We start from the raw sequence: 16,778 nt of genomic DNA on the forward strand, positions 1-16,778 counted from the left end.
CATTGGTCATTGAAAAGGGACTCGTATGTTCCAATTGATCGGATGAATCAAGGCGTATGTTGCGTATTTGTCAACATGCGCCTTTTTACATGACGAAAAGAGGCGTACCAGATAGCTGGTTGCCTCTTTTTTTGTTGTATTCATTTCGTATTTCGAAATAAAGGGATGGAGATCAACAAGTAAATGAAGAGGAGTGAAAGCATGTGAACATGCCAAAAACAAGACAAATGACAAAAACCAAAAAAACAATTCAAGGTGACAGCCAAGAAAATCTAGAAAGCGGCTAGCTTTAAAAGGAGAGACAAACATGTTTTCAGTATTTACAAAATTAGGCTGGTTCTTCAAACAAGAGTGGAGGCGTTATACGATCGCCATTACGCTCCTGCTCATTGTGAATGTGCTTGAAATGCTGCCGCCAAGATACCTTGGGCAGGCAGTGGATGACATTCGTTCTGGTCAATTTACAACATCTAGTATGATGTTTTATGTAGCCATTTTTTGCTTGCTAGGTGTCGTCGTCTATACACTGACATATTTTTGGATGTATCAGTTATTTGGCGGCGCAAATGTCATGGAGCGTGTAATGCGCGGGAAACTCATGCGTCACTTACTTAAGATGACACCTACCTTTTATGAAAAGAAAAAAACAGGTAACTTAATGGCATTAGGTACAAACGATTTGAATGCTGTAGCTTTAACGACAGGCTTTGGCGTTCTGACATTGGTGGATTCCACTGCTTATATGCTGATGATCTTTTTTACGATGGGTCTGACGATTAGCTGGAAATTAACTTTAATGGCGATTATCCCTATGCCGCTGATGGCGCTTTTGATTGCGTATTATGGCAGCAAGATTCATGATCGCTTTACAGTTGCTCAAGATGCATTTGGTGATATGAACGACCGCGTGCTTGAATCAGTCGCAGGCGTCCGGGTCATCCGGTCTTTTGTACAGGAGAAACAAGACGTCGAACGCTTTCGTCAAATGACTGATGATGTATTTCAAAAAAATATGAGAGTGGCGGTCATTGATTCATTGTTTGAGCCGACAGTGAAATTACTTGTCGGTGTCAGCTACTTAATAGGAATTGGCTACGGAGCCTATCTTGTATTCCAAAGTGATTTAACCATTGGTGAGCTTGTCGCTTTTAACGTCTATCTTGGGATGATGATCTGGCCAATGTTTGCGATCGGCGAGTTGATTAATATTATGCAAAGAGGAAATGCGTCGTTAGACCGGTTGAATCATACACTCAGCTACAAGCCGGATGTCACAGACGCTTCTCAGCCAAAAACGTTACAAGAGCCTGGCGATATTCAGTTTGATCGCGTGACATTTAGGTATCCAACTTCCCCTAAAGATAATTTAATTGATGTGTCCTTTACGATTCGAAAGGGGCAAACGATCGGAATTACAGGCAAAACAGGAAGCGGTAAAACGACTATCGTAAAACAGCTTCTGCGCCAGTACCCAACAGGTGATGGTCAAATCCTGCTATCAGGAGTCCCAATCCAAGAGATCGAATTGGATCAGCTATTTCAATGGATCGGATACGTACCGCAGGATCATATTCTTTTTTCTAAAAGTGTAGAAGAGAATATGCGTTTTGGTCATCGAGACGCAAAACAAAATGAATTAGCACAAGCGATCAAAGATGCTTATTTTGAAAAAGATTTACGTCTTTTGCCTGAGGGTCTCGAAACCATGGTCGGAGAAAAAGGTGTGGCGCTGTCAGGTGGACAAAAGCAGCGAATTTCCATTGCACGCGCTTTATTAATAGATCCCGACATTTTAATACTGGATGACTCGCTTTCTGCGGTAGATGCAAAAACAGAAACCGCTATTTTAGAAAATTTAAGGCAAAATCGTCATGGGAAAACGACGTTTATTACGACTCATCGTCTATCAGCTGTTGAGCATGCAGATCTCATACTTGTCATGGAAGAAGGACGCATCGTCCAAAAGGGAACTCACGAAGAGCTTATTCAGCAAGATGGATGGTACAAAGAACAATTTCTGCGTCAGCAGCTGACAAACCAGCTGGAAGGAGGGGATGAGGCATGACAACAGGAAGAAGACTCCTTGCTTACGCACTCCTTTATAAGAAAGTACTGTCTGTTGCCTTGATCTTTCTCATCATTGCAGTAGGTGCTGAACTGACAGGACCATTTATTGGGAAGAAAATGATTGATGATCATATTTTAGGCGTAGAAAAGCCTTATGTCGAGGTCAATGAAAAAACAGACAAAACCGTTTATTACCAGGGAAATAACTATATACGAAGCGATCGATTAGACAGTGATATAGAATCCGGAAAACAAATCAATGTGGTGCAGGTCGGATTCGGTTACTATTTTGTGAATGAGCCGATTCGTTTTGATGGAAACCGAAAGATATCGGGAGATCAGCTTACCATTGAAAATGGAAACGAGCGCGAGACCTATCAAGTACAGCGTTTATCGAAAGAGGAAATTTTCTCTTTTTATGAGCCGGAAATCAGTGGTTTGGTGCAGCTTGTTCTATTTTATCTAGGGCTTCTCGTTATTGCGATTTTCTTTCAATATGCGCAGCATTATCTGTTACAGCGAATAGCCAACCGAATTATTCAAAAAATGAGGGTTGATGTATTTGAGCATATTCAAACACTGCCTATCCGGTATTTTGATAATTTACCTGCTGGAAAGGTCGTAGCGAGGATCACCAATGACACAGAAACCATTCGTGATTTATATGTGACAGTCCTCGCCAATTTCGTGACGAGTGCGATTTACATGATTGGGATTTATATTGCCATGTTTTTATTAAATGTGAAGCTGGCACTCATTTGTTTAGTGGCGGTACCGATTATTTTCCTATGGTCAATGACCTACAGAAAGTTTGCATCGGTGTACAACCACCGCATTCGTTCGATCATTAGTGACATCAATGCCAAGCTAAATGAAGCCATTCAAGGGATGACCATTATTCAAGCGTTTCGCCATGAAAAAGTGACGAAAGAGGAATTTGATGAGCTGAACAACAATCACTTTCGATATCAGCGAAAGATGCTCCATTTAAATTCACTTCTTTCGCATAACTTAGTTAACCTGCTTCGGAATTTAGCCTATGTGGCACTCATTTGGTATTTTGGCGGTGCGTCCTTAAGTGCGACGGGGATTGTGTCGATTGGTGTGCTCTATGCGTTTGTCGATTATTTAAATCGATTATTTCAGCCGATTACAGGCATTGTGAACCAATTCTCGAGATTGGAATTAGCACGGGTTTCCTCGGAAAGGGTTTTCCGATTATTGGATGAGCCAGGAACAACAGTGGAAGAACCTGTTCAGAAGGAAATGGAAGGACACGTTCAGTTCCAAGATGTCACCTTTGCTTATAATGAAGGGAAAAATGTATTAAAGAACATTACGTTCGAGGCCAAAAAAGGCCAGACGGTTGCACTTGTGGGGCATACTGGTTCTGGGAAAAGCTCGATCATGAACTTACTGCTGCGTTTTTATGACATTCAGCAAGGAGACATTCTCATTGATGGAGAAAGCATTTATCGCCAGTCCCGGCAAACGTTGCGGAAACAAATGGGCATTGTCCTTCAAGACCCGTATTTATTTTCCGGAACGATTGCATCCAATGTCAGCTTAGGAAATGAAGACATTAAAAGAGAAACGATTGAAGCATCATTAAAACAAGTAGGCGCAGTAGAGTTATTGAAGCATCTGCCTGAAGGATTTGATGAACCGGTCGTTGAAAAGGGAAGTACTCTTTCCTCAGGGGAACGTCAGTTAATTTCATTTGCTCGTGCACTAGCGTACGATCCAGCGATCTTAATTTTAGATGAAGCCACCGCAAATATTGATACAGAAACAGAAGCGATCATTCAGCGAGCGCTTGATGTCGTCAAAGAAGGACGAACAACTTTTGTCATTGCTCACCGATTATCCACCATTAAGAAAGCCGATATGATTTTGGTTTTAGAAAAAGGGGAGATTGTCGAGCGGGGTAGTCATGATCAACTCATGCAGCAAGAAGGGCTATATGCGCAAATGTACGAACTGCAAAAAGGTGCTGTGGCAAACAGCTGATGAATCACAAAAAGAGCCTATTCATTATGAATGAGGCTCTTTTTATTTGCATAAAAAAGTCGAGAAATCGTTTTAGACCTCGATCTTTACTCGTTATGCGACATTAGTAAGCAATGCCGACGCGTTGATGTACAAATTCCTTCGAATTTAACTGCTGATATAAAAAGTGTGCGGTATCTTCAACTGAAATTTTCTTTCCATCTATAGGGAGAAAATCTTTCTCATAGCGATATGACCGTGTCACTTCTCCGTCTGGTAAATAGGTTGGACAAATAATGGTCCAATCTAAATCAGTCGATTGAAGGAGTTCAAACACTTTGGCATGTTCCTTAGCTGCTCGGGAAGTGGTCCGCCTTGATTCATTTGTTTCAAAACGGTAAAGTTCCGGCTGCTGCCTTGCCTTTAAAATACCTGCTGTACCTATTGTAATAATTCTTGATGTATTTGATTGCTTCATGGCTTGTACGATATGTTCCATTGAAACAGATAATGTATCATCACCATCTGTCGATAGACAGCTCACAACAATATCTGCTCCTTTGATCGTCTCAAGCACATCTTCTCGATTTCTTGAATTGCCGGTGACTTGAAACATACCCGCAAGCATTTCTTCTCGGTTTGTCCGAATCAATGAACGAACGATGTAACGATCATCTACTTGAACGAAACGAAGAAATGCTTGTCCTACACGTCCATGAGCACCGAAAAGAGCTATTTTCATCTGTTCGATCCCTCCACTACATACTATAAGTGAAAAGAACCCAAAATGGTACAACTTTTATGTGATGCTTTTTTTATAAAGATGAAAGGACCGAATACTATGAGCATATTCACATAATAGAGAGATACCTACGAATTGTAGAAGTTCAAAGTTCATACCGGAAATAATGTCCATGAAGATCCGCTCCTTTCTACTCCATGATATGAGCTGGAAAGGAGATTGGTGAGGGGGAATAACAAAAAAAGAAGACACCTTAAGAGGTGCCTTCTATGATCCAGATATGAAATTAAGCTTTTGTTCCACCCATGTGTTGTTGAGCGTAAGACACAAGACGTTTTGTGATTTCTCCACCAACTGAACCGTTAGCACGAGCTGTAGTTTCTGCTCCAAGGTTAACGCCAAATTCAGAAGCGATTTCGTATTTCATTTGATCGATTGCTTGCTCTGCTCCAGGAACTAGTAATTGATTTGAACTATTAGAATTAGCCATGATGTGAATCTCCTTTTTGTATATGATTTTTTATGGTTGGGTTTGCTGGAATCGCACCAGCGAAATGATCAAGTCATTTGCCACTTGGCGAAACCCAATGCAGTAACTTCTTTGTACTAAGTATTATGGTGATTTCCGAAAAAAACATACGAGAAAAGTACATGGTAAATGTTGTTCAACATGCAAAAAAGCCATCACTCAATCATGAGTGATGGCACTGCATATATCTCTTTATTCAGCGGAACGAATGCGGAGCTCCGTATCCGAATCAAAGAAGTGGGCTTTGTTCATATCGATGGCAAGAGGTATAGATTGTCCGGCCTGAACATCGGTACGAGAATCAACACGTGCAATAAAAGACTGACCATCGAGAGAAGAGTAAAGCATCGTTTCTGCTCCCATTAATTCAGCAACTTCTACGTTGGCATCGATCTTTGTGCCCTCAGATGCTTCAATAAACACGGGTTCATCATGAAAATCTTCTGGTCTGATCCCGAGGATGATATCTTTTCCGATATAACCTTGGCTGCGTAATACCTTCATCTTTCCTTCTGGTACACGTATATGCGTTTTTCCAACTGCAATGGAACCGTCAGAGAGCTTTCCTGTAAAAAAATTCATCGCAGGAGAGCCAATGAATCCACCTACAAATACATTCTCTGGATTTTCATATACATCCTTCGGCGCTCCAACCTGCTGAATAAAGCCATCTTTCATTACAACAAGACGAGTAGCCATTGTCATAGCTTCAGTCTGGTCATGTGTGACATAGATAAATGTCGTTTGCAGACGCTGATGAAGCTTAGATATTTCAGCACGCATTTGAACGCGGAGTTTTGCATCTAAATTAGAAAGCGGCTCATCCAAAAGAAAGACCTTTGCATCACGCACAATTGCTCTCCCAAGTGCAACACGCTGTCTTTGACCTCCAGACAGTGCTTTTGGTTTCCTGTCTAAATATTGCTCAAGGCCTAATATTTTAGCGGCATTTCGAACCCGCTCATCAATTTCTGCTTTCGGGAACTTCCGTAGCTTTAATCCAAAAGCCATATTATCGTATACATTCATGTGAGGGTATAATGCATAGTTTTGGAAAACCATTGCGATATCCCGGTCTTTTGGTGCTACATCATTCATCCGTTTTCCGTCTAAAAGAAAATCCCCTTGTGAAATCTCTTCAAGTCCTGCAATCATGCGAAGGGTTGTTGATTTTCCGCACCCAGATGGACCAACAAACACAACAAATTCTTTATCTTCTATATGTAGATTAAAGTTGTCTACTGCTGTTACCTTGTTATCATACACTTTATAAATTTGATTGAGCATCATTTCAGCCATAGATGATAACCTCCCCATTTACTTATTGAAAGCGCTTTACTTGTAAATAAAGTGTATAAAATGGGGAAGCGTCTGTAAATGGACAACGTGCACAACATCTCATTTTCATTTTTGGGCAGGGTGCTCATGTCACTGAATGTTATGAAAGGTCGAGAAGATTCATCATAAAATAGACGGCAGATGCTTCTGGAAAATGTCGTATATCAATTCCTGTTCGCTCAATAAATTTATCAATTCGATATTGAAGGCTGTTTCTGTGAACATATAAAGCTTTTGCTGCCTTAGATGCATTTAAGTTACATTGCATATAAGTCATGAGGGTACGGTAAACGTCCCGATCAAGGACCGCCTCTTTAAAAGCATCTGAAATAGCATGAGAGAGGGCGGATTCATCATAACGTAAGAGTGAGGGTAGACATTGATAAATTGTGCAAATCCCTGACCTAGGCTTAGCTCGCTGCATATGGCCCAAGACAAGCTGCTGTTCTTTTAACAATTTCTTCTGTAAATGTTCATTTGGCAAATGGAGCTGTCCTTGTAAAAAGACTGAGTCTGTTAAAAAGTCACTTGTAATGGCTAGAGACAAATCATATAGCAGCTCTAATTGACTATTTTCTGATGTAGCGTTTGTTTGAATCAGCATCGCTGTATGAGCGCCTGTCCAAATGAAATGAGTTTGTTCGAGGCTGTGGACCACAGCCTCTTTTATTTGCTGCCTTTGTTCTGCTTGATGTGACATTTTAAAATAATATACACGGACGGGGTGCTGAACAGTTAGTGGTTTGTTATCAAAAAGATAGCTGTACCATTTTTGTTCATCCTCAGTCTGCTTTGTGTGAGAAAGATCAATTGGTGTAAGGAAAGTATTGAGAAGAAGTGTTTCTCTAGCTGTAAGCTTTGATTTGTCTACTCCAAATAATTCGCCTTCGTCTGTTTGGTACCAAAGAATTTGATGATCATCTGTAGGGGAGCTGATGATATGCTCTCCGTAAACAAGCTTTAATTTTTCTAACATGGCGAAGCTCCTTAAACAGTTTAATCATAGACATGGAATAGCATTAATTCGTGGATTTCTTCTTTTAATGTTGGTTCGACTTCATGGGGAGGAAGCTGAGAGCCCCATTCAATATCACCTGTTTTGTGGTAGATGCCTTCGTAGTGCGCACCATTGTGAAAAAAGGATATTTTCCAGCCTGGCAATTGTGCTTTTTTAAAGAGAGGTTTCCATTGAAAATGAGAAATCATATCATTATTGCCTCCTTGCTTTTATTGATGAAACAATAAATAAACACGACAATACGGAAACAACCTTGAACTTGATTTTATTGTATCTCATCTGATGAAAAGAGCATAGGAAAAGCATAGATTTCATAGCACCCTCACTTTAAAACGAAAAACATTCAGTAGACGTTTGTATGGTCTGTAGTTGTTGAGGTCGTTTGTGAAAGGTAAGATGCGTAATCCATGATTCTTTTGCCGATCAGCCTTTCTGAGTTTCGCAATGAGACGTGCTGGAAAACCTCGCGGCCAGGACGAGAATTGGCTTCAAACATCCAGATAGCTCCTGTCTGATCAATACCTAAATCAAAACCGATTTCACCAATATGACCGGACATTTTTTCATCAATTACCTGACTAAGCGTGATGGCCGTATAAGAAAGCTGCTCTAAGATTTTGAAACGCTTCTTCTTTTCTGGAAAAACATCATAAAGTGTTCTCACCGAGCCACCATGTGAATGGTGAGTCGTGACGGTGTGATTGCCAGAAATTTTTGCTGCTGCTGCTGTGACTGTCCAATGACCGTACTTATTTTTATTGGTATGGACTCTGAAATCCATTGGTTGATTGTCTATTTGAAGAAGTGCAATGCCTTGTTGAGCCATAAAGTCTTGAACTGCGTGATCTTTCCGGAGATTGGTCACGAAATCCTCTAATGAGTCATATGGAACAGCTCTTCCTTGATTTGAGCATACAATGATTCCATGAGCCTTCTTGTTTAATTGATAAATATCGTCGCCGTGACTGCCGTTTGACGGTTTTAAGTAAATGACCTGATGTAGATGGAGGAGTGTTTCTATTTTATTTAGAGCGTCCACCGGGTCCAATTGTATGGAATGTGGAAGAAAAGGACATGTTTTTTCATCTGTTAACAGTTGTTCATGAATATCCCATTTGTTAAAAAAATGAGGGTTGAACCAAGGAATATCATAGTCTTGAGTGAGTTTGCGTTTTGTTTCTTGAATGAATGCTGACTGAGCAGCCTTTCTACTTGGAAGACGGTCGTAAATGACTGAAGGCAGGGGCATCTGTTTTTTAACCCATGTTTGCTGTTGGTACAACAATCCTTCTACCATTCCTTTATCCCAATCAATAGAATGAGTACCAAAAAGATAGGCAAAACCGGCATGTTGTTTGAAAGAGCGCAGCAGTTTGATAAAAAAGTCTGATCTCGTTCCGAGTGGCTGCGTGCTTTGCTCAAAACCTGCGGTGAAAATACCAAGCAGTGGCCCTAAAAACAGGGTATGATCAATGGCGATCACATCAACTTTTGATTGATAAGGAATTCGTAAATCTCTATATAGATCTTCTGATAATAAAATTTTCTTCGGATGTTGATGATAGGAAACGGTGAAGTCATCTATTAAACGGGAACCTAAAGCAAGAGAATAGATCGCCTCCTGCTGTTTAAAACGGACGGGAAGATGAATTGTTTTTTCACTTGTGGGATGAGGAGCGATGATGCAGCGATTTTTGTTCATAAGATACCTCCTTCGGTTGAGACTTCATCGATTGGGCATGTGCAAGAATGGTACGAATCAAATGATTTTCCTTGTCAGGATAAGCTTTTAAAAAAGCGGATCGCCCTGGTTTTGATCTTATATTTGATATGAAAAGCCTGCCTTCACTTGTATGGAGTAAGTCTACAGCGAATTCAAAGCAAGGGGAAAGGGTTTTATCTATATATGCTGGCAGAGATGCTTGAATGGATGCAATATCATCTAAAAGAAGTTCTTTGATGTGCGGCTGCAAGGTGTTTAGATAGTGATCAAAGCCTATCATGGCTGCTGATTTTTGTGTAATGCTTAAATGACTATTTTCTGTAGGTGATTTTGTGTGAATTCCTATGCGATTCCACTGATTTTGTGAATCTTTCATCAGGAAAATCCTTATTTCATTGAATAAAAAGTCTTTTTCATCACTCGTCTGAAAAAATTGAAGGAAATATCGGCCTACATATTTTTTACACCAGCGCTCTATATCTGATGGACGCGAAAATGTGATGACTTGCTCGGGACTTAGCTGAACAGTGAAAGTGTTGTCTTTTAAGAAAATGAAGTAAGTAGATGCTGCATGGTGTTGAGAGAGCGGCTGCATTTTACAATAACCGTCTTTCCTTAACATGCTGAGAAGGTCTGATGTCTTTTTTAATAATGAGCAGACAGGTAAATATGGCTGTAAAGCAGGGAGAAGGCGGAGCTGCTCGAATAGCATCATTTTATTTGAAATACCTGTATTCAAAAAATCTGTTTTCGGATACTTTTTCAGCCAATCCATGATTGGTTTTGCTTTTTTAGATTGTGCGTCATGCTTGTAAAGGCATCGATCGTAAATCAAGTCAGGAATCTCAAATTCTGCTGCGACGAATCCATGACCATTCGTATATGTTTGACCTTGTATCAAATTTGAAGCCGGCTTTAAATCAAGTGGTGTAAAACGGACAACCTTTAAACCATAAGCAGGGGCAGCTTTGGCTAGCCCACGTGTGAATGCCTCTTCATACTTCGGTGAAAGGGTCACAATACCTAATGTTGATGTCATTAAAAAACACCTTCTTTTCAACTTCTTTTTTTACCAGCAGAAAAACACTTTTTCATGATTTTACATAAAGATTGCGCTCCTTTATCATTACGACAGATCGATTGATCATATGTCTAGCAGCATGCTTCATTTGCTTGGGAACTTGACAACAACTATAATACGTATAGGTTAAAACAATAAACATCGGGTGTTATTTGAAAGGTTGATGACGACTTTGAATATATTCACAACGTTTATCTTTATGATTGTGATAGGCGCAGTCATTGGAGCAGCAACAAACCATCTTGCGATTAAAATGCTTTTTCGCCCTTATAAGCCGTATTACTTATTCGGGAAACAGCTTCCTTTTACACCAGGGCTCATTCCGAAAAGAAGAGACGAAGTAGCCAAGCAGGTTGGTGTCATGGTGATGGAGCATTTGCTCACGCCAGAAGGTATTCAAAAGCGATTTGAATCATCGGAGGCAAAGCAAGAAATCTTACATACAGTCCATCGATATATTGACAAAGGCGCTGAAATGGAGATAACAGTGCTATCTTTGCTTGAAAGCTTCGGCGTATCACAGGCTGACGTCAAAGCAGATGAATGGATCCATGAGTGGTCTGATCATAAGCTCAATTCACTACTTGAAAATTATAATGAGCAAACTTTATCTGAATTGCTTCCGCTAGATGTGGAAAACAAAATATCTTCAAAAATTCCAGATGCAGCAGATTATATTTTAAAGAGAGGGATTCATTATTTTGAAAGTGAGGAAGGAAAATCAAGACTCGGTAATATGATTGATGATTTCTTAAAAGAAAGAGGAATGCTCGGCAGTATGGTCCAAATGTTTCTAGGAAATTCAAGCTTAATTGATCGGGTACATCCTGAAATCATCAAATTTTTAAGAAACGCAGAGACAAAAAGGTTTTTATCAGATTTGCTTGTTCAAGAATGGGACAAGGTGAAGCAGTTCTCTCTACATGAGCTTGATGAAAGATGGAATGTGAAGGAACTTATGTTTAGCGTGAAAAACCAATTGCTTTCTCATTTCTCAACAAAGCTGATATTAGACAAACCAGTTGGTGCATATGTCAGTGCTGTAGCGGATGATCTTAAAACACACGTTGCACCAGTACTGATTCAAAAGGGGATCAGTGCGGCATCAAATGTTTTAGAGGATCTGCTTGCAAAGCTGCAATTTGAAGACATCATTCGTGAACAAATTGAACTTTTCCCGCTAGAAAAAATGGAAGAGCTTGTCGTCAGTATTTCCAATAAGGAGCTCAAGATGATTACATTCTTAGGCGGTCTTTTAGGCGGATTGATCGGCGCAATCCAAGCAATCTTTGTCACGCTATTTTAAGACAGACTAGAGAAATTTTGATGAATTCATTGTATATATGTGAAACGAAAGCCATAGTTTGTTATAGTGGAGTGGTGTCCGCCGATCATATCGGTGATAACGGATAGAAAGGAGACATAACATGTCTGTAAATGTTTATGATGTTGCATATGACCTTGAAAAAGCACTGCGTCATAGCGAAGAATATTCAACTTTAAAAAATCTTTATGATGAGGTAAACGCGGATGAATCCTCTAAAAGAATGTTCGATAACTTCCGTGACATTCAAGTAAACCTTCAACAAAAACAAATGACTGGTCAAGAGATCACACAAGAAGAAGTGGAGCAAGCTCAAAAAACAGTGGCACTTGTTCAACAGCACGATAAAATCTCGCAGTTGATGGAAGCAGAACAACGTGTGAGTGTTCTCATCGGAGAATTAAATAAAGTGATCATGAAGCCTCTTGAAGAGCTTTATGGGAATCCAGAAGAAAATTAATGAAAAGGGCGATGATATTCGCCCTTTTTTTATTTCACATGTTCCCTGTCCAACTTTTCAAAAAAAGGTTGTCGAAGCTCATAAATTTTGCGATAATACTTATATTGAAAGTGCTTTCAAATGAGCGCTCTCATGGGACAATTGGGTGCGTTTCACTTGGGATTTATGGCGATTAGCCAAACGAGAGAGAAGCGCTTCTGGGAGAAACACAAAGCATAAGGGGATCTGATATAAGCAATGCTTTGGTGTGTGAAAGATAAGGGGATCATGGGGAGCTTCATCACCTCATTGTGACGCATCCAAACCATACATAAAAAAAAGCCTAGGGGTAGGCTTTTTTTATTTGCAAAAGATTCATAACACACAGGGCTCTTTCAACTGCATGTTCTAAAGCACCAAGCTAGGGCATATCCTCATCGTAAGTACAGTCATCAAGAAGGGGGATGCCTCAGTGTCAAAAAAATTACTTGCACTCAATATAGATGGAACGTTACTTCGTTCCAATGGAAAAATCCATTCCGCTACAAAAGAAGCTGTGGAATACGTGAAGAAAAAAGGGGTTTACGTGACGCTTGTCACCAACCGGCATTTTCGTTCCGCACAAAAAATTGCCAAGGCGTTGAAGATTCCAACGTCAACCCTTGTAACGCATAGTGGTGCATTTATCGCGAATAAACTCGATGAGCCGCTTCATGTGAAGAAACTAACGGAAGAAAAAACATTTAATCTTGTACAAATTCTTGAAAGCTTTGATTGTAATGTTCGCTTGCTGCATGAAAAATTCTCGATTGGCAACCGGAAAAAAACGCAGTCACAGCTGATGGGAAAGACGTTGATTCATCCATCTGATCCAATTTTCTATCCCGTGCAATTTGTTGAATCGCTAAGTGATATGCTGATGGATGAACCGGTCAGTACACCAGTGATTGAAGTATATTCAACGGCAGAGCTGCAGCCTGAAATTCACCGAACCATTCAACAAGCTTTTCCATCTGTCGATCTTATTCGGATCAGTGATGAGAAAATGAATATTGTATGCAAAGGCGTATCGAAAGAAGCGGGGCTTTCTCTTTTGACCTCAGCATTAGATTTGACTTTAGAAGATACGGTGGTCATTGGGCAGGGAACAGATGACATCGCAATGCTTGAATTGGCTGGTTTAGGCGTTGCGATGGGAAATGCACCTCATTCTGTTAAGCGTAAAGCCGATTGGGTGACACGTTCGCACGATGAACAGGGAGTCGCTTATATGATCAAAGAATACTTTAGAATGCAGCAAAGAGAAGGATTCTTACATCAATTCGATATTAAACGATAATATAGGCGAAGGCCCTGTCAATCAAGAAATGGCAGGGCCTTCAACTGTTCCAGTCATTGCTTTTCCTACATAGATTTTGTAAAATGAAACAAGTTTGAAGATAAAGGTGATACGATGCGAATTTTAATTAAAGGGCTGTCAGATGAACGATTTCATCGCCCGCTTGTCAATATAGCCAATTTATTTGAAGAAGATAGTGAAGTGCTGTTTGATCCAGATGAATTGCATGATGGACTAGTCATGGAGTTTAGCTGGAAAGAAGAAAATGGCATAGTGGAGGCATCTGGTCACATCGCTGGATTAGACATCACTAGTCGTTTTTCGCGAGACGTCCCAGAGGGCTTGAATGACAAGGAGCGCTGGAAGCAAATCAAAAACACAGTGCTGTCTGTTTATTTACATCTGCTTCAGGAGCACACAGGAATGACGCAAAAGTGGGGTATTCTCACAGGGATACGTCCTACAAAATTACTTCATAAGATGCTGAGAGAAGGTATGACAAAGGAAGATGCGCATGCCGCGTTAAAGCGTGATTATTTGATTCATGATGAAAAAATCAATTTGATGCAGGAGATTGTTGACCGTCAGCTTCAAGCGATTCCTGACCTGTATGACCTTCAGCAGGAAGTAAGTATTTATATTGGTATTCCTTTCTGCCCAACAAAATGCGCTTATTGCACGTTTCCTGCTTATGCGATTAAAGGACAAGCTGGAAGAGTGGGAACGTTTTTGTTTGGTCTTCATTATGAGATGCAAAAAATCGGGACTTGGCTAAAAGAACATGGGATCAAAGTGACGACCGTTTATTTTGGCGGAGGTACGCCGACGAGTATCACTGCAGAAGAAATGGATTTGCTGTATGAAGAAATGTATCGCTCGTTCCCTGATGTGAAACATATACGGGAAGTGACTGTCGAAGCAGGACGTCCTGATACGATTTCGCCTGATAAGCTAGAGGTGCTAAACCGATATCATATTGACCGGATTAGTATCAATCCACAATCGTATGAGAATGAAACACTGAAAGCCATTGGCCGGCACCATAGTGTAGAAGAAACGATTGAAAAGTATCACTTATCAAGACAGTATGGCATGAATAATATTAATATGGACTTAATTATTGGTTTGCCGGGAGAAGGGCTAAAGGAATTCCAGCATTCCTTGCAACAGACTGAAGAACTTAAGCCTGAATCTTTAACTGTGCATACGCTCTCCTTTAAAAGAGCGTCTGAGATGACGCGCAATAAGGACAAATATCAAGTAGCTGACCGAGAAGAGATCACACGTATGATGGATGAAGCGGTCGCTTGGACGAAAGCACATGACTATCATCCTTATTATTTATATAGACAAAAAAACATCTTAGGAAACCTTGAAAATGTCGGGTATTCATTAGATGGACAGGAAAGTTTGTATAATATCATTATTATGGAAGAAGTGCAGACAATCATTGGGATTGGATGCGGTGCTGCTAGTAAGTTTATTGATCCACGTTCAGGAAAAATTACGCAATATGCCAATCCAAAAGATCCAAAATCATATAATGACCGTTATGAACACTATACTGAAGAGAAAATTCAGTTTCTTGAGTCATTATTTGTTCCTCATGTTTAAACACTGCGGTGACGCAGTGTTTTTTTCATTTGTAAAAGGGTATATAAGTGATAAAAAGTTAAAGCAGGTGTACATATGATTGATGTGATCGGAATTGGGATTGGGCCTGCCAATTTAGGTTTGGCGGCTTTGTTAGCGGAGTATGAAGATGTTTCATGCTGTTTTTTTGAACAGGAGACTGAATTTGCCTGGCATCCTGGTATGCTGATCAAAGGAACGGATTTACAAGTCTCCTTTTTAGCTGATCTTGTGACGATGGCGAATCCAAGGAGCAGATATACATTTTTAAATTATTTACATGAATCAAATAGACTTCACCGGTTCTATACATTTGAACAGTTTGACATTCCGCGAAGAGAATTCAATGAGTATTTGTCATGGGTCGCAGGTGAATTAGATAGCTGTCAATTTGGCATGAAGGTAGAGGAAGTGACGGACTGCCAAGGTGGTTATCTTGTGAAAGTCCGGCGATTGAAGGATGGATCGCTTTCTGAGTATCAGGCAAAGCATGTCGTGCTCGGAACAGGGAGCAAACCGATGATTCCTGTCGATGTGCCTGATGCTGCACTGCCATATGTGGCCCATAGCAGCCGGTATTTAGAACAACAGAAAGAACTTCATGAAGCTGAGGCGGTGACGGTCATTGGCTCTGGGCAGAGTGCAGCCGAAATCTTCTTAGACCTGCTTCAGCATCAGAAGAAAGGGCAACAGCTATCTTGGTTTACGCGATCTAGTGAATTTAGAGAGCTGGAGACGGCTGAGCTTGGTCAGGAGCTGTTTACACCAAAGTACGTTGAATATTTCCATTCGCTTCCTTATGAAGAACGAATGAACACATTACCTAGGCTGACTGGATTAAGAAATGGGATAGATGCATCGACACTCTCACGCATTTATCAGGAATTGTATCATCGGTCTGTTTCAGGCGAAGAGCCATCTGTGATTATTCAGCCAATGACCGAGCTTGAAGCCATACAGGTGGAGGAGAATCAGTCCCTGAAGCTACACCTAAAGCAGTGGCAGTTAAAGAAAAAAAAGAATATAACAGTAGATCGTGCCGTATTGGCTACAGGGTATACACCGAATATCCCGGCATGGTTTAGTGCGTATGAACCTTTAATTGAATGGGAAAGTGAAGAGCATTTTAAAGTGACAGAAGACTTCAGGCTTGTGTTCAAAGACAAGCGTCCGCATCATTTCTTTACATTCACGCACCTAGATCACTCTCATGGAACAGCGGCGACCAATTTAAAACTATCCATCTACCGCAACCAGAAAGTGATTCAAACCATTCGCGGGGTCAAAGAAGCGCCAGTTAAGCAAGAAACAGCCTTTCAGCAATTTGAATAAGAGATAAAAAGGGCCCCAAGCATAAGGCCCTTTTTCATTAGATTCGTTTCTTTTTTCACTTTTGGCTTTTCTGTTTGCCATTTGAACACTTTGTTCAGAATTTGATAAATTCGCTTAGATTCCTTCGTCACTAGTGGACCTAATATCGCAAGGATTAAGACGTACAATGCAGCAAATGGCTTTAAGGTAGCGGCAAGTCCGCCCGCAATACTCCCAGGAAGATCA

The 16,778-nt window shown here is 40.5% G+C and carries 14 protein-coding genes and 1 pseudogene; 7 read left to right on the plus strand and 8 right to left on the minus strand.

The genetic code is table 11. The features are described from left to right. Positions 1-307 precede the first annotated feature (307 nt). Both MHH41_RS04835 and MHH41_RS04840 read left to right on the plus strand, forming a co-directional pair. Positions 308-2,065, plus strand: a complete 1,758-nt coding sequence (locus tag MHH41_RS04835) for an ABC transporter ATP-binding protein (protein WP_050945409.1) — start codon at positions 308-310, stop codon at positions 2,063-2,065. Then, positions 2,062-4,077, plus strand: coding sequence for an ABC transporter ATP-binding protein (locus tag MHH41_RS04840; RefSeq protein WP_050945408.1), 2,016 nt, complete (start codon positions 2,062-2,064; stop codon positions 4,075-4,077). The genes MHH41_RS04835 and MHH41_RS04840 overlap by 4 nt, the downstream gene beginning before the upstream one ends. A 103-nt stretch (positions 4,078-4,180) precedes the next feature. Here the strand turns inward: MHH41_RS04840 and MHH41_RS04845 are convergent, their stop codons facing one another. From MHH41_RS04845 to MHH41_RS04875, 7 genes are all read right to left on the minus strand, one after another. After that, complete coding sequence (locus MHH41_RS04845) at positions 4,181-4,798, minus strand: NAD(P)-dependent oxidoreductase (protein WP_050945407.1); 618 nt, start codon at positions 4,796-4,798, stop codon at positions 4,181-4,183. 286 nt (positions 4,799-5,084) lie between these two features. Then, positions 5,085-5,288: an alpha/beta-type small acid-soluble spore protein gene (locus MHH41_RS04850; RefSeq protein ID WP_003210761.1), complete on the minus strand. Its 204-nt coding sequence runs from the start codon at positions 5,286-5,288 to the stop codon at positions 5,085-5,087. 231 nt (positions 5,289-5,519) lie between these two features. Further along, the gene (locus MHH41_RS04855) at positions 5,520-6,626 is read right to left on the minus strand and encodes an ABC transporter ATP-binding protein (protein ID WP_050945406.1); all 1,107 of its coding nucleotides are present in this window, start codon (positions 6,624-6,626) and stop codon (positions 5,520-5,522) included. Between the two features lie 139 nt (positions 6,627-6,765). Next, a complete protein-coding gene (locus MHH41_RS04860; RefSeq protein ID WP_050945405.1) occupies positions 6,766-7,641 on the minus strand; it encodes a helix-turn-helix domain-containing protein in 876 nt (291 codons plus the stop codon). 20 nt (positions 7,642-7,661) lie between these two features. Next, positions 7,662-7,871 (minus strand): YheE family protein, encoded by a 210-nt coding sequence (locus tag MHH41_RS04865; protein WP_003211787.1) that lies wholly within the window; start codon positions 7,869-7,871, stop codon positions 7,662-7,664. 155 nt (positions 7,872-8,026) lie between these two features. Continuing rightward, complete coding sequence (locus MHH41_RS04870; RefSeq protein WP_050945404.1) at positions 8,027-9,385, minus strand: YheC/YheD family endospore coat-associated protein; 1,359 nt, start codon at positions 9,383-9,385, stop codon at positions 8,027-8,029. Continuing rightward, positions 9,342-10,445: a YheC/YheD family protein gene (locus tag MHH41_RS04875; protein ID WP_050945403.1), complete on the minus strand. Its 1,104-nt coding sequence runs from the start codon at positions 10,443-10,445 to the stop codon at positions 9,342-9,344. Before MHH41_RS04875 ends, MHH41_RS04870 begins: the two co-directional genes overlap by 44 nt. A gap of 214 nt (positions 10,446-10,659) precedes the next feature. Here MHH41_RS04875 and MHH41_RS04880 point away from each other — a divergent pair, with 214 nt between their 5' ends. From MHH41_RS04880 to MHH41_RS04900, 5 genes are all read left to right on the plus strand, one after another. Beyond that, positions 10,660-11,793 (plus strand): DUF445 domain-containing protein, encoded by a 1,134-nt coding sequence (locus MHH41_RS04880; RefSeq protein ID WP_050945402.1) that lies wholly within the window; start codon positions 10,660-10,662, stop codon positions 11,791-11,793. A gap of 121 nt (positions 11,794-11,914) precedes the next feature. Further along, complete coding sequence (locus MHH41_RS04885; protein WP_003211109.1) at positions 11,915-12,271, plus strand: YlbF family regulator; 357 nt, start codon at positions 11,915-11,917, stop codon at positions 12,269-12,271. 451 nt (positions 12,272-12,722) lie between these two features. Beyond that, positions 12,723-13,589 (plus strand): Cof-type HAD-IIB family hydrolase, encoded by an 867-nt coding sequence (locus tag MHH41_RS04890; protein ID WP_050945401.1) that lies wholly within the window; start codon positions 12,723-12,725, stop codon positions 13,587-13,589. A 114-nt stretch (positions 13,590-13,703) separates the two neighbouring features. Further along, positions 13,704-15,203, plus strand: coding sequence for a coproporphyrinogen III oxidase (locus MHH41_RS04895; protein WP_003212230.1), 1,500 nt, complete (start codon positions 13,704-13,706; stop codon positions 15,201-15,203). 75 nt (positions 15,204-15,278) lie between these two features. Next, complete coding sequence (locus MHH41_RS04900) at positions 15,279-16,553, plus strand: lysine N(6)-hydroxylase/L-ornithine N(5)-oxygenase family protein (protein ID WP_050945400.1); 1,275 nt, start codon at positions 15,279-15,281, stop codon at positions 16,551-16,553. Here MHH41_RS04900 and MHH41_RS04905 read toward each other — a convergent pair. Further along, positions 16,538-16,762, minus strand: a pseudogene (locus MHH41_RS04905) (hypothetical protein); the annotation flags it as partial. The gene MHH41_RS04900 and the pseudogene MHH41_RS04905 sit on opposite strands and share 16 nt — an antisense overlap. Positions 16,763-16,778 lie beyond the last annotated feature (16 nt).

The organism is Bacillus sp. FSL K6-1145, from assembly GCF_038003425.1.
GTDB lineage: Bacteria > Bacillota > Bacilli > Bacillales > Bacillaceae > Bacillus > Bacillus pumilus.